15 protein-coding genes are annotated in these 15,568 nt (G+C 62.6%); 8 read left to right on the forward strand and 7 right to left on the reverse strand.

Annotated features, from left to right (window positions below; translation table 11 throughout):
• Nucleotides 1-90: 90 nt before the first annotated feature.
• Genes thrC through moaD form a run of 3 tightly spaced genes read left to right on the forward strand, consistent with a single transcriptional unit; the run spans nucleotide 91 to nucleotide 3,075 of the window.
• Nucleotides 91-1,572 (forward strand): threonine synthase, encoded by a 1,482-nt coding sequence (gene thrC / locus KO539_RS10000; protein ID WP_219308925.1) that lies wholly within the window; start codon nucleotides 91-93, stop codon nucleotides 1,570-1,572.
• Complete coding sequence (glp, locus tag KO539_RS10005; protein ID WP_219308926.1) at nucleotides 1,572-2,798, forward strand: gephyrin-like molybdotransferase Glp; 1,227 nt, start codon at nucleotides 1,572-1,574, stop codon at nucleotides 2,796-2,798. Before thrC ends, glp begins: the two co-directional genes overlap by 1 nt.
• 10 nt (nucleotides 2,799-2,808) lie before the next feature.
• Complete coding sequence (gene moaD / locus KO539_RS10010; RefSeq protein ID WP_219308927.1) at nucleotides 2,809-3,075, forward strand: molybdopterin converting factor subunit 1; 267 nt, start codon at nucleotides 2,809-2,811, stop codon at nucleotides 3,073-3,075.
• Between the two features lie 46 nt (nucleotides 3,076-3,121).
• On the opposite strand, the gene KO539_RS10015 is transcribed toward moaD, so the two are convergent.
• Complete coding sequence (locus tag KO539_RS10015) at nucleotides 3,122-3,355, reverse strand: hypothetical protein (RefSeq protein ID WP_219308928.1); 234 nt, start codon at nucleotides 3,353-3,355, stop codon at nucleotides 3,122-3,124.
• A 155-nt stretch (nucleotides 3,356-3,510) separates the two neighbouring features.
• Between KO539_RS10015 and KO539_RS10020 the strand changes: the two genes are divergently transcribed.
• The 3 genes from KO539_RS10020 (at nucleotide 3,511) to KO539_RS10030 (ending at nucleotide 5,772) form a co-directional block, all read left to right on the forward strand.
• Complete coding sequence (locus KO539_RS10020; RefSeq protein WP_035818528.1) at nucleotides 3,511-4,755, forward strand: TIGR03862 family flavoprotein; 1,245 nt, start codon at nucleotides 3,511-3,513, stop codon at nucleotides 4,753-4,755.
• 148 nt (nucleotides 4,756-4,903) lie between these two features.
• Nucleotides 4,904-5,242, forward strand: a complete 339-nt coding sequence (locus tag KO539_RS10025) for a PadR family transcriptional regulator (RefSeq protein WP_051958472.1) — start codon at nucleotides 4,904-4,906, stop codon at nucleotides 5,240-5,242.
• On the forward strand, nucleotides 5,239-5,772 hold the full coding sequence (locus KO539_RS10030) for a DUF2812 domain-containing protein (protein WP_035818530.1): 534 nt from the start codon (nucleotides 5,239-5,241) through the stop codon (nucleotides 5,770-5,772). The genes KO539_RS10025 and KO539_RS10030 overlap by 4 nt, the downstream gene beginning before the upstream one ends.
• 22 nt (nucleotides 5,773-5,794) lie before the next feature.
• Here KO539_RS10030 and KO539_RS10035 read toward each other — a convergent pair whose 3' ends face one another.
• The 6 genes from KO539_RS10035 to hpnC all read right to left on the reverse strand — a co-directional run bounded on the left by KO539_RS10035 (nucleotide 5,795) and on the right by hpnC (nucleotide 10,857).
• Nucleotides 5,795-6,601, reverse strand: a complete 807-nt coding sequence (locus KO539_RS10035) for a head GIN domain-containing protein (RefSeq protein ID WP_219308930.1) — start codon at nucleotides 6,599-6,601, stop codon at nucleotides 5,795-5,797.
• A 10-nt stretch (nucleotides 6,602-6,611) separates the two neighbouring features.
• The gene (locus tag KO539_RS10040; protein WP_225241163.1) at nucleotides 6,612-7,409 is read right to left on the reverse strand and encodes a DUF1700 domain-containing protein; all 798 of its coding nucleotides are present in this window, start codon (nucleotides 7,407-7,409) and stop codon (nucleotides 6,612-6,614) included.
• Between the two features lie 28 nt (nucleotides 7,410-7,437).
• Entirely contained in the window at nucleotides 7,438-7,593 is a 156-nt protein-coding gene (locus KO539_RS10045; RefSeq protein ID WP_158300243.1) for a hypothetical protein, read from the reverse strand.
• A gap of 124 nt (nucleotides 7,594-7,717) precedes the next feature.
• Complete coding sequence (gene hpnE / locus KO539_RS10050) at nucleotides 7,718-9,103, reverse strand: hydroxysqualene dehydroxylase HpnE (RefSeq protein ID WP_219308932.1); 1,386 nt, start codon at nucleotides 9,101-9,103, stop codon at nucleotides 7,718-7,720.
• Entirely contained in the window at nucleotides 9,096-9,929 is an 834-nt protein-coding gene (gene hpnD, locus KO539_RS10055) for a presqualene diphosphate synthase HpnD (protein WP_219308933.1), read from the reverse strand. The genes hpnE and hpnD overlap by 8 nt, the downstream gene beginning before the upstream one ends.
• 46 nt (nucleotides 9,930-9,975) lie before the next feature.
• Complete coding sequence (gene hpnC, locus KO539_RS10060; protein WP_219308936.1) at nucleotides 9,976-10,857, reverse strand: squalene synthase HpnC; 882 nt, start codon at nucleotides 10,855-10,857, stop codon at nucleotides 9,976-9,978.
• Between the two features lie 289 nt (nucleotides 10,858-11,146).
• Here hpnC and KO539_RS10065 point away from each other — a divergent pair, with 289 nt between their 5' ends.
• A complete protein-coding gene (locus KO539_RS10065; RefSeq protein ID WP_219308938.1) occupies nucleotides 11,147-12,298 on the forward strand; it encodes an efflux RND transporter periplasmic adaptor subunit in 1,152 nt (383 codons plus the stop codon).
• Nucleotides 12,295-15,393: an efflux RND transporter permease subunit gene (locus KO539_RS10070; RefSeq protein ID WP_219308940.1), complete on the forward strand. Its 3,099-nt coding sequence runs from the start codon at nucleotides 12,295-12,297 to the stop codon at nucleotides 15,391-15,393. The genes KO539_RS10065 and KO539_RS10070 overlap by 4 nt, the downstream gene beginning before the upstream one ends.
• Nucleotides 15,394-15,568: the final 175 nt, after the last annotated feature.

Raw genomic sequence — 15,568 nt, forward strand, 5'->3', positions numbered from 1 at the left:
GACGGATTCGCCTTGGGCGGCGGCTGGCACTATAATATCCGCTGCCATTCATGATCAACCGCACTCAGCTCAACTGGACTCTTCAAATTTATGCATTACGTGTCTACCCGCGCTGATAAAGCGCCATCGAATCTGCAGCAATTCTCCGACATCCTCCTGGGCGGCCTGGCCCCCGATGGCGGACTGTATCTCCCAGAACACTACCCGCAAGTCACTGGTGCCGAGCTTAACGCCTGGCGCACATTGTCGTATGCCGACCTGGCATTCGAAATCCTGAAGAAGTTCGCCACCGATATCCCGGCCGCGGACCTGAAGGCACTGACGGCGAAAACCTATACCAAGGCAGTCTACAAGAACGCCCGCGCCGGCGAAAACGCGGCCGACATCACGCCGCTGCGCGTGCTCGAAGAAAACGTCGTCAAGGGCGGATCGACCACCCTGATGCTGCAGGCGCTGTCGAACGGCCCGACCCTGGCCTTCAAGGACATGGCCATGCAGCTACTGGGCAATCTGTTTGAATACACCCTGGCCAAGACGGGCGCCGAACTCAATATCTTTGGCGCCACCTCGGGCGACACGGGCAGCGCGGCCGAATACGCGATGCGCGGCAAAAAGGGCATCCGCGTCTTCATGCTGTCGCCGCACAAGAAAATGAGCGCCTTCCAGACGGCGCAGATGTTCAGCCTGCAAGACCCGAACATTGTCAACATCGCCGTCGAAGGCGTGTTCGACGACTGCCAGGATATGGTCAAGGCCGTGTCGAACGACTTGCCGTTCAAGGCGAAACAGAAGATCGGCACCGTCAATTCCATCAACTGGGCGCGTGTCGTGGCGCAAGTCGTGTACTACTTCCGCGGCTACCTGGCGGCCACCACCAGCAACGAGCAGAAAGTGTCGTTCACGGTGCCGTCGGGCAACTTCGGCAATATCTGCGCCGGCCATATCGCCCGCATGATGGGCCTGCCCATCTCGAAACTGGTGGCCGCGACGAATGAAAACGACGTGCTCGACGAATTTTTCCGCACGGGCGTCTACCGCGTGCGCAAGTCGGCCGAAACGTATCACACGAGCAGCCCGTCGATGGATATCTCGAAAGCGTCGAACTTCGAGCGCTTCGTCTACGACCTCGTGGGCCGCGACAGCGACCGCGTTCGCGCACTGTTCACGAAAGTGGAAACGCATGGCGGCTTCGACTTGTCCGGTAAACCTGGCAGCGATGGCGACGAATTCAAGCTGGTGGCCAAATACGGCTTCAAGTCGGGCAAGTCCACGCACCAGGATCGCCTCGACACCATCCGCGACGTGGCCGACGACTACGGCATCACCATCGACACGCACACGGCCGACGGCATCAAGGTGGCGCGCGAGCACCTGGAACCGAACGTGCCGATGATCGTGCTGGAAACGGCGCTGGCGGCCAAGTTCAACGAAACCATCCTCGAAGCGCTGGGCGTGGACGCGGAACGGCCAGCAGGCTTCGAGAACATCGAAGACCTGCCGCAAAAGTTCGTCGTGATGGATGCCGATGTCGAGAAAATGAAGGCGTATATCGCCGCCAACACGGGCTTGTGATGACAGACGCCAGCACTGTACGCAAACCGATGCTGTCGGTGGCCGACGCGCAAGCCTTCATGCTGGGCGCGGCGCGCCCGGTGGCCGAGGTGGAACTGGTCGACACCATGCGCGCCAACGGCCGCGTGCTGGCCACGGCGCAAACGTCGACCCTGAACGTGCCCGAGCGCGACAACACGCAGATGGATGGCTATGCCGTGCGCGCACAGGATTGCGCCAGTGGCGCGGCCAGCTTGCCCGTGTCGCAGCGCATCGCGGCCGGCCACGTGGGTCAGCCCTTGCAACCTGGGACGGCGGCGCGCATCTTCACGGGTGCGCTGATCCCGGACGGCGCCGATTGCGTCGTCATGCAGGAGCAGTGCACTGTGCTTGATGGCGTGGTGACGGTCAATCACGTGCCGCACGCGGGCGAATGGGTGCGCCGCCAGGGCGAGGACATCCGCGCCGGCGGCGAAATCCTTGGCGCGGGCCGGCGCCTGCGCAGCCAGGAAATGGGCCTGGCCGCCTCGGTGGGTCTGGCGCAAGTGCCCGTGCTGCGCAAGCTGCGCGTGGCCGTGTTTTTCACCGGCGACGAGCTGGCCATGCCGGGCGAGCCTCTGGCACCGGGCGCCGTCTACAACTCGAACCGTTTTACCTTGCGCGGCCTGCTGGAAAACCTGGGTTGCGAGATCACGGACCTGGGCATCGTGCCCGACAGCCTGGAAGCGACAAAAGCCGTACTGCGCCAGGCGGCCCAGGGCAATGACCTGATCATCACTTCGGGCGGCGTGTCCGTCGGCGAGGAAGACCATATCAAGCCGGCCGTGGAAGCGGAAGGGCGGCTGAACATGTGGCAGATCGCCGTCAAGCCGGGCAAACCCCTGGCGTTTGGCGAAGTGCGGGACGCGTTCTTTGTCGGCTTGCCCGGCAATCCCGTCTCTAGCTTTGTCACGTTTTTGCTGTTCGTGCGCCCGTTCATCCTGCGCCTGCAGGGCGTGGCGGGGAGCCTGGCGCCGCGCAGCTACAAGCTGCCGGCCGCGTTCGAGCGCCTGAAGGCGGACAAGCGCAACGAGTTCTTGCGCGCCAAGGTCAATGACGAGGGCGAGCTGGAACTGTTCGCCAACCAGAGTTCGGGCGTGCTGACCTCCACCGTGTGGGGCGACGGCTTGATCGATTGTCCGCCGGGGTTGTCGATTGCGCGCGGCGACATGCTGCGTTTTATCCCGTTTAACGAATTGCTGTACTGAGGAAGTATCGATGAAGATCAATCTGCGATTTTTTGCCAGCGTGCGCGAGCTGGTGGGCACGGGCCAGGAAGTGCTGGAAGTGGACGCGGGGGCCGTGTCACGGCTGACGGTGGGCGAGGTGAGAAAGCTCCTGATCGCCCGTGGCGGCAACTGGGAATATGCGCTGGCGCAGGGCCGCGCCCTGCGCATGGCCCACAATCAGGTGATGTGCGATGCCGATACCGTGATCGGCGAAGGCGACGAGGTGGCGTTCTTCCCACCCGTGACGGGCGGCTGATCGCGCTTGCCAGTGAGACGGCCACTTCATCGAAGTGGCCGTTTTTTTATGACGACTTGGCTTTCGGTTTATCACCGCTGCACGTGGCGCAAGCGATGGCTTTCTTGTAGCGCCAGTATTTCGAGCCGATGAAGATGGCCGACGCCACCAGCGACCAGGCCAGCGCGCTGAGGATGTCGGCCTGGCTGGTGGTGCCCTTGCTGTACTCGACCACGGTCAGGATGATGAATAAGATCGAACTGGCCAGCAAATAGCGGGAAATCCAGAATCCTGCGCCCATGTGTTTCTCCTCTTGTCGTCTCGTTGTCTCGTGAAGTCCAGCCGCTGATCACTGCGGCATCTCCGCGCAGTATGCATCATTTTTCGGCATTCTTGCCATCCCCGCGCCTTATCTCGACTAAAATGCCGGGGTTTTCACCGTCTTTCCAGCTTGCCATGACCCATTCCAGCCTTCCTCCCTTTCACATCGCCGTCATCGGCGGCGGCCCCGCCGGCCTGATGGCCGCCCAGGAAGCGTCCAGCCAGGGCGCCAGGGTGGAACTGTTCGACGCCATGCCGTCCGTCGGCCGCAAATTCCTGCTGGCGGGGCGGGGCGGCATGAACATCACCCATGCGGAAGACTACTGTTCCTTCATCTCGCGCTACGGCAGGCCGGCACGCTGGATCAAGCCGGCGCTGGACCAGTTCGGTCCGCAAAAAGTGCGCGACTGGGTACACGGCCTGGGCGTGGATACCTTCGTCGGTTCCTCGAACCGCGTCTTCCCGACGGATATGAAAGCGGCGCCGCTGCTGCGCGCCTGGCTGCACCGCCTGCGCGAAGCGGGCGTGCAATTTCATATGCGTCACCGCTGGACGGGCTGGCGCGACGGCCAGCTGGTATTCGCCACGCCGGACGGTGAGCGTTTGCGCGCCTTCGACGCCGTGATCCTGGCGCTCGGTGGCGGCAGCTGGGCGCGGCTCGGTTCCGATGGCGCCTGGGTGCCGCTGCTGCAAGAGCAGGGCGTGGCCGTGACGCCTTTGGTGCCGGCCAATTGCGGCTTCGACGTGGACTGGAGCGAGCATTTCAGCAGCCGTCATGCGGGCGAACCGCTGACGACGGTGGCTATCTCGGCGCGCAACATCCATGACTGCATGATCAAGCGCCAGGGGCAGTTCGTCATCACGGCGGGCGGCGTGGAAGGCAGCCTGATTTATGCCTTATCGGCTGCCCTGCGCGAGCAGATCGCCGCCGAGGGCAGCACCACCATCTGGCTCGACCTGGCGCCCGACCACACGCATGAACGCGTGTTCGAAGAAGTGACGCGCCCGCGCGGTTCCCGTTCCATGTCCAGCCACCTGAATAGCCGTTTGGGCATCAAGGGCGTGAAATCGGGCTTGCTGCGCGAATGCCTGAGCGCGGCCGACTTTGCCGATGAAGCCAAACTGGCGGACGCCATCAAGCTGCTGCCCGTGACACTCGTACGCCCGCGTCCCATCGATGAAGCCATCAGCAGCGCCGGCGGCGTGGAATTCGACGGCATCGACGGCAGCATGTTGCGCGCCATGCCGGGCGTGTTCCTGGCGGGAGAAATGCTGGACTGGGAAGCGCCGACGGGCGGCTACCTGCTGACGGCCTGCCTGGCGCAAGGCAAGGCGGCTGGCGAGCAGGCGGTCAGCTGGCTTGAGGCGCGGTCCGCCTGATCCCATCACCGTGCGCCCGCGCGCTGCCGTGGGCGCATGCGCTGTCCTCTCTCCCGATAATTTTGTTGACAATAAAGAATGCCTTGCGCTAGTATCGTGTTTCGCTATATCGACTACCGGTATAGCGAAACACGATATGGAGGGCAGCATGGACGCTATCAACTTTTCGCACTACCTGCCGCTTTCCGAGGCCACGTTTTATGTGCTCGCTTGCCTGCATGAACCCCTGCATGGCTATGCCATCATGCAAAAGGTGGACATGCTCAGCGAAGGCAGTGTCAGCATTGGTCCCGGCACCTTGTATGGCGCTTTTGCTACCTTGGAAAAGCAGGGCTTGATCGTCAAGCTCAGGGAAGAGGAGCGGCGCAAGATTTATGGCATGACAGAACTGGGGCGTGCAGTGCTGAGCGAGCAGGTGCGGCGCCTGGACATCATGGCAGCCACAGGAAAAAGAACATTGTCACTTCTACAGGGGAATGCGGCATGAGCAAGCAACTGGTCAAGAAATTCAAATGGTGGTGGGTGTGGCAAGACGGGATGCATGAGCGCTGGCTGCAAGAGCAGGCGCGCCAGGGATTGCACTTGCATGCCAGCGATCCGCTCGGCATTCGCATGACGTTCGAGCGCGGCGCACCGGCGGACATGGCATATCGCTGGGACTTTCCGGGCGTAAAGGCGGATCCTGTCTATACGCAATTATTTGTCGATGGAGGCTGGGAACGCGTGGTGGATGTGGGGGGATGGCGTTGCTGGCGCAAACCTGTGGTGGATGGAAAAATTCCCGAAATTTTCACGGATGTACCATCGAAGGTGCGGAAATACCAGCGTAGCCTGGTCCTCTTGCTGGTAAGCGGATTGCCATTCTTTCTGGTGGTCGTTGCGCCAGCATCACGCCATGTCTTGTTGGCGGAGCCCCGGGCGAGCGCGGTCACTGGTGCTGGCCTGCTGATGCTCGCCTACGCCATTGTCAAACTCGTGCAGCGTATGCGACAGTTGCGCCAGGGCAGGGCGCAGTAGCAGGCCATTGTGTGGTGGCCGGTTAATGCCAGGTAATCTCGCCTGAGCCGCTTTTCTGGGTTTCGCGCTGGCGCGGGTTGCCGTGGACGTGGATGTCGCCGCTGCCGCGCAGGGTCAGGTTGCTGGCGTCGCGCACGAAGACGGTGCTCGTGCCCGAGCCTTGCAGGCTGACGCTGGCCTTGTCGGCGGCCAGGTGCTCGGCATCGATGTCGCCTGAACCGCTGAGGTCGGCGCGCAGGAATTTCGTGTTGCCGCTGGCGGCGATGCGCCCGGAGCCCACCATTTCCAGTACCACGCTGTCGCTATTGCCTGCATTGATGTCGAGGTCGCCACTGCCGTTGACCGTCGCTTGCACCTGCTTGTAGCGTCCGGTAAAACTGACGTCGCCCGAACCCGTCAGTTCCAGAATAAAACTGTCACCGGAAAACCCCGTGATCTTGCTGTCGCCATTGCCGTGTACTTCCACGCGCACGAGGGCCGGCAGCACCAGTTCCACCTGCAAAGGCTGGCGATGGTGGAACAGCATGCCTTTCGGGCCGATATGCAGGGTGGTGCCATCGGCCGTTGTGTCGACGTTCGACAGCAAGCGCTGCTCGCCGCTGACCTTCAGCGAGGGCGTGGCGCCGCGGCGAAGCACCAGGTCGATGGGGCCGGCCAGGTCGATGCTGGTGATATTGGCGGCAACCGGGCGCGTTTCGCTGCGCACGGCGCGGCCGGCGGCGCTGCTGGGATTGCTGATTCCCTTGGCGCGCAGCGCCGCGTATGACATGGCGATCAGGACCATGGCCAGCAAGAGCATGGACAGGCCAACTTTGAGCAAGCGTTTCATGGCAGCCTTTCTAGTGACCTTTGAGCAGGGAGACATTCATGGCGACATAGCGCTTGATGCCGATCAAGGTATAGCGCGTGACAACCAGACTGAGCAGGAAGATGGCGATGCCGCCGAGCAGCATGCCCACGCCAAAGACGGTTTGCGTGGTGCGCGCATCGCGGTCCATGTCGGTGGAGATGCGGATGCCGCCGCCGGCCAGCGCTTCGGCCCGCTCCATCACGCGCGACGAGGCGCCTGGCGCCTTGGCTTCGGACTCGGCCGGTTCAGGCTGCAAGGGGCCGGGCAGGTGATCGACTTCGATGCCCTTGTCGCCGATGGTGATACGCGTTTCGCGCCGTTCGCCGCCTTCGCCGCCGTCATCGTCATGGATGAAGACGTGGCGCAGCGGACCATCGAGCACCAGTTCGTTGGCGCCCGACAAGCCGCTGGCCGTAATGGCGATGCCGGCCAGGTAAAAGCTCAGGCTGACGGCGTACAGGGTGGCCAGCAGGGCCGCGTAGACGGCGGCCGGCACGACCATGAACAGGTTGAAGATGGCCAGGCCCACGAGCGAGACGAGCAGGCGCAGCAGGTTGACGGGGGTTTTCTTTTGCTCGAAGGCCTGGCGGTGCGTGCTGCTGCGCAAGGTGAGGGCAATTTTTTTCGGGTCGCCCAGGTCCTCGGCGATTTCGTGCTCGCTGCGGCCGGCCGCCGCGCCTTCGATGAAGGTCTGCTCGTAATAGTCGAGGGTCTTGGCCACCAAGTCCGGTGGCAAGCCTGCCAGCGCGCGCCGCAGTGCGTCGAGATAATCTTGCTTGTTCATCATATTCTTCCTGTCATTCCGCTTCGCCGCTTCAGCCCATGGCCGGCAGCAGCATGCTTGCCTGGCTCAGCAGCAATGGCGTTTGTGGCGCTTGCTGTACCTGAATGACGATCAAGGTGGCCAGCACCACGCCAGCCAGCAGCGCCAGGGCTTTCAAGCTGTTTTTCAAGTGCAAGGTGGTGTGCATGGTATTCCCCGTGGCATGGCCGTTGTCGATGATCAGACTGTACCCAAGCGTACGCGAGCGCACCAGTGCGGTGCGACAGAATGCAATTTCGCGGGGGCGAGCGACACCAGGGGAGGATGCACCGTCAAGGCTGTTTTGCCGCCTTGCTCGTGTTCATCATCCTGGCCGCCGCCACGCCGCTGCGCACGGCCGCCTCGATGGTGGCCGGATAGTCCTGCGTCCGGTCCTCATTGGCCGTGTAGTCGCCGGCCAGCAGCAAGCCCGGCATGCCGCTGGCGTTGCCGGGGCGGGCCAGGTCCGGCGTGCAGGCAAAGGTGGCGCGCTTTTCCGTAATCAGCTGGGTCCACACGGGCTGCGCCAGTTCCGGGCGTTGCAACACCTGCGCCAGCTGCGCCGCGATGGCGTGCGCCAATGGTCCGTGGCCTTGCTCTGCGGCATTGCCGGAGGCGCTGATGACGACGGCCAGCAAGCCGGCCTGGCTGGCGTCGAGCTGGCCCCGGTCGAAGACGAACTGGCCCCAGTGCTGCAGCTGCGGCGTATCGACGAGAGCGTAAAACGGCAAGTCCAGGCGCACCGAGGCATCGTATTGCAGGTAGCAGGTGCTGATGGCTTCCGGCGTGAAGGCTTGCATGCGGTTAATTGCGTCATCGAGGCGTGCGTCCTGCAATCCTTGCAGCAGGCTGGCTGCTTGCACGGACGAGGTGGCGACGATGACGCCATCATAATGCTCGCCATCATCGCCGCCATCATCGAGTCGCCAGCGGCCATCGGCCAAGGCGTGCAAGGCGGCGACCTTGGCGCCCGTGCGCACCGCGCCGCCGTGCCGTGCCACATAGCGGGCGGCCGCGTCGGGCAACAGGGTAGAGAGGTCCGCTTTCGGGACCAGCATGTCGGAAGCGCGGCGGCGCCTTGCGCCCAGGCTGTCGCGCAGCACGTTGATGAAGACGCGGGCCGAGGCCCGCTCGGGCGGGGTATTCAGCGCGGCCAGGCACAGCGGGTGCCACATCAGCCGGTTCAGGCGCTCCGTCTGGTCGAAGCGCTGCAGCAATTCGCTGACCGTGCAATCGTTATACAGCTGCCAACCCATCGTCCGCATGGCGGTGGAAAAGCGCATCAGGGCCAGCTTGTCGGCGCGCTGCAAACCTTTGGCGCGCAGCAGGGCCCAGGCCAGGTGCAGCGGCGCGGGCAGGCGCGGCGCGATGAAGTCCATGCCACCGGAGTTCGCCGGATAGCGCATCTGCAGGGGCAGCGTGAGGATCAGCTCGGCAGGGTCTTGCCCCGCCAGCTTGATCAGGCGCAAGGTTTCCGTGTACGCGCCCAGCAGGATGTGCTGGCCGTTGTCGAGCAACGTATTTTCTCTTTCGACGCGGCGCGCGCGGCCGCCCAGGGTGCGCGCCGCCTCGAACACGCTCACCGCGTGACCGGCGCGCGCCAGTTCCATGGCCGCCGCGCAGCCGGCCCAGCCGGCGCCGATGATGGCGTAGCGTTGCTTCACGCTACGCTTAGCCACGAACCCAGGTCTTCCAGGCCAGCCACAGTTTGCGGATCGGCGTGAGCGAAATGCGCTGTTTCAGCACATGGTAGCCGTCGCGCTCGACTTCATTGAGCAGGGTCCGGTAGATGGCGGCCATGATCAGGCCCGGGCGCTGGGCGCGGCGGTCCTCGGCTGGCAAGAGCGCGAATGCTTCGTCGTAGGCCTTTTGCGCGCGCGCCACCTGGAAACGCATGAGGTTTTCAAAGTTTTCGCTGTGGCGCGCGTTCAGCAGGTCGGCCGCCGTCACATTGAATTGCTGCAATTCGCTGATCGGCAAATAGATGCGCCCCTTGCGCGCATCTTCGCCCACGTCGCGGATGATGTTGGTCAGCTGGAAGGCATGGCCCAGTTTTTCCGCGTACAGCAGAGTTTCCGGTCGGGTCGCGCCGAAGATGCTGGCCGACAAGATGCCCACCACGCTGGCCACATGCCAGCAATAGCGGCTCATGGCCTGGTAGTCGAGGTAGCGGGTCTGGTTCAAGTCCATTTCCATGCCGTCGATGATGGCCTGCAAATGCTTTTCTTCCAGTTTATAGATGTCCAGGTGCGGCTGCAGCGCGCGCATCACGGGATGCGTGGGGTTGCCCTCGTACATGGCCTTGACTTCCTTGCGCCACCAGACCAGCTTGGTGCGTGCCACGGCTTCATCCGTGCAGTCGTCGACCGTGTCATCGACTTCGCGGCAGAACGCGTACAGGGCCGTGATGGCCTTGCGGCGCTCGGCGGGCAGGAACAGGAAGCTGTAGTAGAAGCTGGAGCCGCTCTGGGCGGCCTTTTGTTGGCAGTATTCGTCGGGAGACATAGTCAAAAGAGCAAGGGTTGCAGATCGAAGCCGCTATTCTATCGTCTTACAGAGTGGGCGACGGGGGAAAAGCCGTTTTTACTTGTGTCTCTTGATGCAAGCTTTTGCGCGACATGCGCAGCGCGCGCCAGAAAATGATCAGCCAGTCGCGTTTCTCCAGCTTGGGCCGGCGCCGGAACACGTCGTAATTGACGGCTTCGATGCATTCGAGGATGCGCAAACCCCCTTGCACCACCAGACGCAGCTCCCAGCCGATGCGCCCGCGCAGGCGCAGGGCCAGCGGCGCGCCGGACAGCATCAGGGCGCGCGTGCGGGCCACTTCGAAGCGCATCAGGGCGCTCCACTTGCCGTGCGCCTCGGGCCGCTCGAAGGCGGCGGCGGAGACGGCAAAGCGGGTCAAGTCTTCCATCGGCAGGTAGATGCGCTCTTTTTGCTGGTCGATGGCGACGTCTTGCAGGAAATTAATTAGTTGCAAAGCTGAACATATCGCATCGGAATCGCGTACATTCTGTTCATCGGCCGCGCCATACAGGTGCAGCATCAGCAGCCCCACGGGGTTGGCGGAACGGGCGCAGTAATCGAGCACGTCGTCGTAGCTGGCGTAGCGCGTCGTTTCCACATCCTGCTTGAAGGCGGACAATAAATCGTGGAATGGCTTCAGCGGCAGCTGGTGCTTGGCGATGACGGCGGCCAGGCGTTCGAACATGGCGGCGTTCTCGCCCCCATGGCCTTCGTGGCGGGCGATGCGGCCCAGCGCCGCTTCATAGGCGTGCAGGGCGGCCAGGCGCTCGGCCGGCCTGGCGTCGCCCTCATCGGCCAGGTCGTCGGCGCTGCGGGCGAAGGCATAGATGGCTTCGACGGCGGGCACCAGGCGGCGCGGCAGTAAAAATGATGCAACAGGAAAATTTTCGTAATGGTCTACAGGCATGAACACACTTCTCTAGTCTTGCGTTTGTCCGGCCCCCACAAACGCTGGATTGCGGCCGGGCGTTGTACGTCTCAAGATTAATGACGCATAAGTCACTAAAAACTTTTACGCACGATTATAATTAATAACCAGAAAGTCATTAGGCGAAGAGCAGTCCCCGCCATGACCAAGCTGATATTGTCACAAATTTAAGGATATCGCGTGCGAAAAAGTTTGGCTTGGCCCAAAGGACAAGCAAAAAGTTTCTCCGCATAAAAATATTGCAGCCCGCATAGTAAAGGAAAATACCTTGTTTGCCCTGAAAACCCTGCGCCGCGAGACCGGCGCTTCCGCACTTCCTGCCCTGCGGCTGATCGCCGCCGCCGCTCTGGCGCTGACCCTGGCGGCCTGTTCCAAGCCTGCCGTCAAAGTGGAAGACGTGCGCCCCGTGCGCGCCATCGTGTTGTCTAGCAGTAATGTTGACGTCAGTGCCGAGCTGTCGGGCGAGGTTGTGCCCCGCGTCGTGTCGCAGCTGGGTTTCCGCGTGGGCGGCAAGATCGTCGCGCGCAAGGTCGACGTGGGCGCCAGCGTGAAGAAGGGGCAAGTGCTGATGCAGCTCGATCCCGTCGACTTGCAACTGTCGCAGGCGCAAGCCAAGGCCTCGCTGGTGAGTTCGGAAACGAGCCGCGATCTGGCGCGCGCGGAACTCAAGCGCTACCAGGATTTGCGCGAGAAGAACTTCGTCAGCCAGGCCGTGCTCGACGGCAAGAATGCCACCTACAAGGCGGCGCAGGCAAATGTGGAAGCGGCCCAGGCCCTGTACCGTGGTCAGGCGAACCAGTCCGGCTATGCCAGCTTGCTGGCGGACGTCGATGGCGTCGTCACGCGCATCGAGGCTGAAGTGGGGCAGGTGGTGGCGCCCGGCGCGCCCGTCGTGCAAGTGGCGAAGAGCGGCGAGAAGGAAGTCGTGATCGGCATTCCTGAAGACAAGGTGGAAACCTTGCGTGGCGTCAAGGATGTGGTCGTGCGCCTGTGGGCCGATCCGAAGCAGGGCTTGCCGGGCAAGATACGCGAAGTGTCGCCCGTGGCCGATGCCGCCACGCGCACCTACACAGCCAAGGTCAGCATTCCGGACGCGTCGCAAGTGCGTCTGGGCATGACGGCCGTGGTGCAGTTCGCCTCGCAAACGGCCACGCCGCAAATCAAGGTGCCGTTGACGGCCCTGTTCAATGAAAAATCGCAAAGCTCCGTGTGGGTGGTGGAAAACGGCGCCGTGAAGCTCGTGCCGGTGACGGTGGGCGGCGTGGCGGGCAATGAGTTGCTGCTGACCTCGGGCGTGAAAGCGGGCCAGACGGTGGTCACGGCCGGCGTCAACCTGCTCAAGCCGGGCCAGAAAGTCACCATCCTAGGCGCCGAGCTGGCCAGCAAGCCTGCCGTCGTTGCTGCCGAGGCCATCAAATGAAGGGCGGCTTCAATCTGTCGCGCTGGGCGCTCGAACACATCCCGCTGACGCGCTACCTGATGGCCGTGCTGCTGATCGGCGGCATGCTCAGCTATGCCAGCCTGGGCCAGGATGAAGATCCCCCGTTCACCTTCCGCGCCATGGTCTTGCAAGCGTACTGGCCCGGCGCCACGGCCTTGCAGATGGCCGAGCAGGTGACGGACAAGCTGGAAAAGAAACTGCAGGAAACGCCGTACATCGACGAAATCACCAGTTATTCGAAGCCGGGCGAAACCTTGATTTTGCTGGAGCTGCGCGAATCGGCGCCGCCCAAGGAAACGGCGGCCGCCTGGTACCAGGTGCGCAAGAAGATCGGCGACATTCAGGGCACCTTGCCGGCCGGCGTCGTGGGTCCGTTCTTCAATGACGAGTTCGGCGACACCTACGGCTCCATCTTTGCCCTGTCCGGCGACGGTTTTACCTACGCGGAAATGAAGGATTACGCGGACAAGGTACGCCAGGAACTGCTGGCCGTGGGGCTGGTATCGAAGGTGGAACTGTTCGGCGTGCAGGATGAAAAGATCAATATCATCTTTTCGCACAAGAAATTTGCCCAGCTGGGCATTCCTTTCGACGCCATCGTGCAGCAATTGTCGGCGCAAAACAGCATCAACGCCACCGGCGTGCTGGTGACGCCGACGGACAATCTGCAAGTGCGCGTGACGGGCGCCATGGTGACCGTCAAGGACCTGGAAAACCTGGAACTGCGCGCCAACGGCACCACCTTCCGCCTCGGTGATTTTGCCACCGTAAAACGTGAACTCGTCGATCCGCCCAAGGACAAGATGCGTTTCAACGGCAAGGAAGTGATCGGCCTGGGCGTGTCGATGGAAAAGGGCGGCAACATCATCGACATGGGCAAGGCCTTGCAGGCAACGGTCACGCGCATGAAGAGCGAATTGCCAGTCGGCATAGAGTTGCAGCGCGTGTCGAACCAGCCGGAAGCCGTGTCCGCCTCCGTGGGCGAGTTCGTGCACACCCTGATCGAAGCCATCCTGATCGTGCTGGCCGTCAGCTTCGTGGCGCTGGGCTTGCACACCAAGCCGCTGCGCATCGACGTGCGGCCGGGCCTGGTAGTGGCGCTGACCATTCCCCTGGTGCTGGCCGTCACCTTCCTGTTCATGCGCCTGCTCGACATCGACTTGCACAAGATTTCCCTGGGCGCCCTGATCATCGCGCTGGGCTTGCTGGTCGATGACGCCATCATTGCCGTCGAGATGATGGTGCGCAAGATGGAGGAGGGCATGTCGCGTTTCGACGCGGCCACGTTTGCCTACACGTCGACGGCCATGCCCATGCTGACGGGCACCCTGATCACGGTGGCGGGCTTCTTGCCCATCGGCCTGGCCAAGTCGGCCGCTGGCGAATACACGTTCTCCTTGTTCTCCGTCAATGCACTGGCTCTGATCATTTCGTGGGTGGTGGCCGTCGTCTTCACGCCGTATATCGGCTACGTCTTGCTGAAAGTGAAACCGCACGCGCATAACGACCATGAATTGTTCGATACGCCGAACTTCCGCCGCTTCCGCCGCGCCGTCACCTGGTGCGTGGAATGGCGCAAGACCACCATTGCCGCCACCCTGGCCATCTTTGCGCTGGGCATCTATGGTTTCAATTTTATCGAAAAGCAATTCTTCCCCGATTCCAGCCGTCCCGAACTGATGGTGGAACTGTGGTCGCCCGAAGGCACAACTTTCGCCGCGAATGAAAAGCAGGTCAAGAAGTTCGAAGCGTTTGTGGGCAAGCTCGACGGCGTGGAAAGCGTGACTAGCTATGTCGGCACGGGCAGCCCCCGTTTCTACTTGCCGCTGGACCAGATATTCCCGCAGACCAACGTGTCGCAAGTGGTGGTCTTGCCGAAGAGCCTGGCTGACCGCGAACGCTTGCGCCAGAAAATCGTCGATGTCTTCAAGAAGGATTTCCCGGAAGTGCGGGGCCGCGTCAAGCTGTTGCCGAATGGGCCGCCGGTGCCGTATCCGGTGCAGTTCCGCGTCTTGGGGCCGGAAGTGGCCGGTGTGCGGGCCATCGCCGACCAGGTCAAGGACATCATGCGCGCCAATCCGAACACCCTGGGCGTCAATGACAACTGGAATGAATCGGTGAAGGTATTGCGCCTGGACCTGGACCAGGACAAGATGCGCGCGCTGGGCGTCACCTCGAAAACGGTGATGCAGGCGGCCAATACGATCCTGTCGGGTACGGTCATCGGCCAGTTCCGCGAGGACAACAAGCTGATCGACATTCAGGTGCGCCAGCCTCTGGAAGAGCGGGCCACGATTTCCGTGTTGAATGACACAAATATCCCGACGGCGACGGGCAAGTCCGTGCCGATCTCGCAGCTGGCCCGCGCGCATTTTGTGTGGGAACCGGGTGTCGTCTGGCGCGACAAGCGCGCATGGGCCATCACCGTGCAGTCGGACGTGATCGACGGCATCCAGGGCGCCACCGTGTCGACGCAACTGGCGCCGCAGCTGGACGCCTTGCGGGCCAAGTTGCCGTCCGGCTACCGCATCGTGGTGAAAGGCGTGGCGGCCGACAGCGGCGAGGCGGAAGCGTCGATCTCGGCGAACCTGCCGCTGGCCATCTTCATCATCTTCACTTTGCTGATGTTGCAGCTGCACAGTTTCTCGCGTTCCCTGCTGGTTTTCCTGACGGGGCCGCTGGGTGTGGCGGGCGCCGCCTTTGCCTTGCTGGCGCTGGGCCGGCCACTTGGTTTCGTGGCCAACCTGGGCATCATCGCGCTGTTCGGCATGATCATCCGCAACTCGGTGATCCTCGTCGACCAGATCGAGCAAGACATCAAGGATGGCTCGGCCCCGTGGGATGCCATCATCGACTCGGCCGTGCGCCGCTGCCGCCCCATCGTGCTGACGGCCGCCGCCGCGGCGCTGGCCATGATCCCCTTGTCGCGCTCCGTGTTCTGGGGCCCGATGGCGGTAGCCATCATGGGCGGCCTGATCCTGGCGACGGCCTTGACTTTACTGTTCCTGCCGGCCCTGTATGCGGCCTGGTTCCGGGTCAGGAAGCCGGAGCCGGTGAGCGCAAAAGAAGGCTAGCAGCCAGCGCCAGGGCGCAGGCATAAAAAAGGCGGCATTCCTCTGGGAAATCCAGTAGAATGCCGCCTTTGCTTTACCGAGCGCTTGCTCCGGGCTTGCTCATAAGTCCACGGTAGCCAGATCGCTCCCGAGTTGTTAAAATCAGGGAAGCAGTTTGTAGCAAGTAGCACACAGT

Source organism: Janthinobacterium sp. NKUCC06_STL (assembly GCF_019345455.1).
GTDB lineage: Bacteria > Pseudomonadota > Gammaproteobacteria > Burkholderiales > Burkholderiaceae_D > Janthinobacterium > Janthinobacterium rivuli.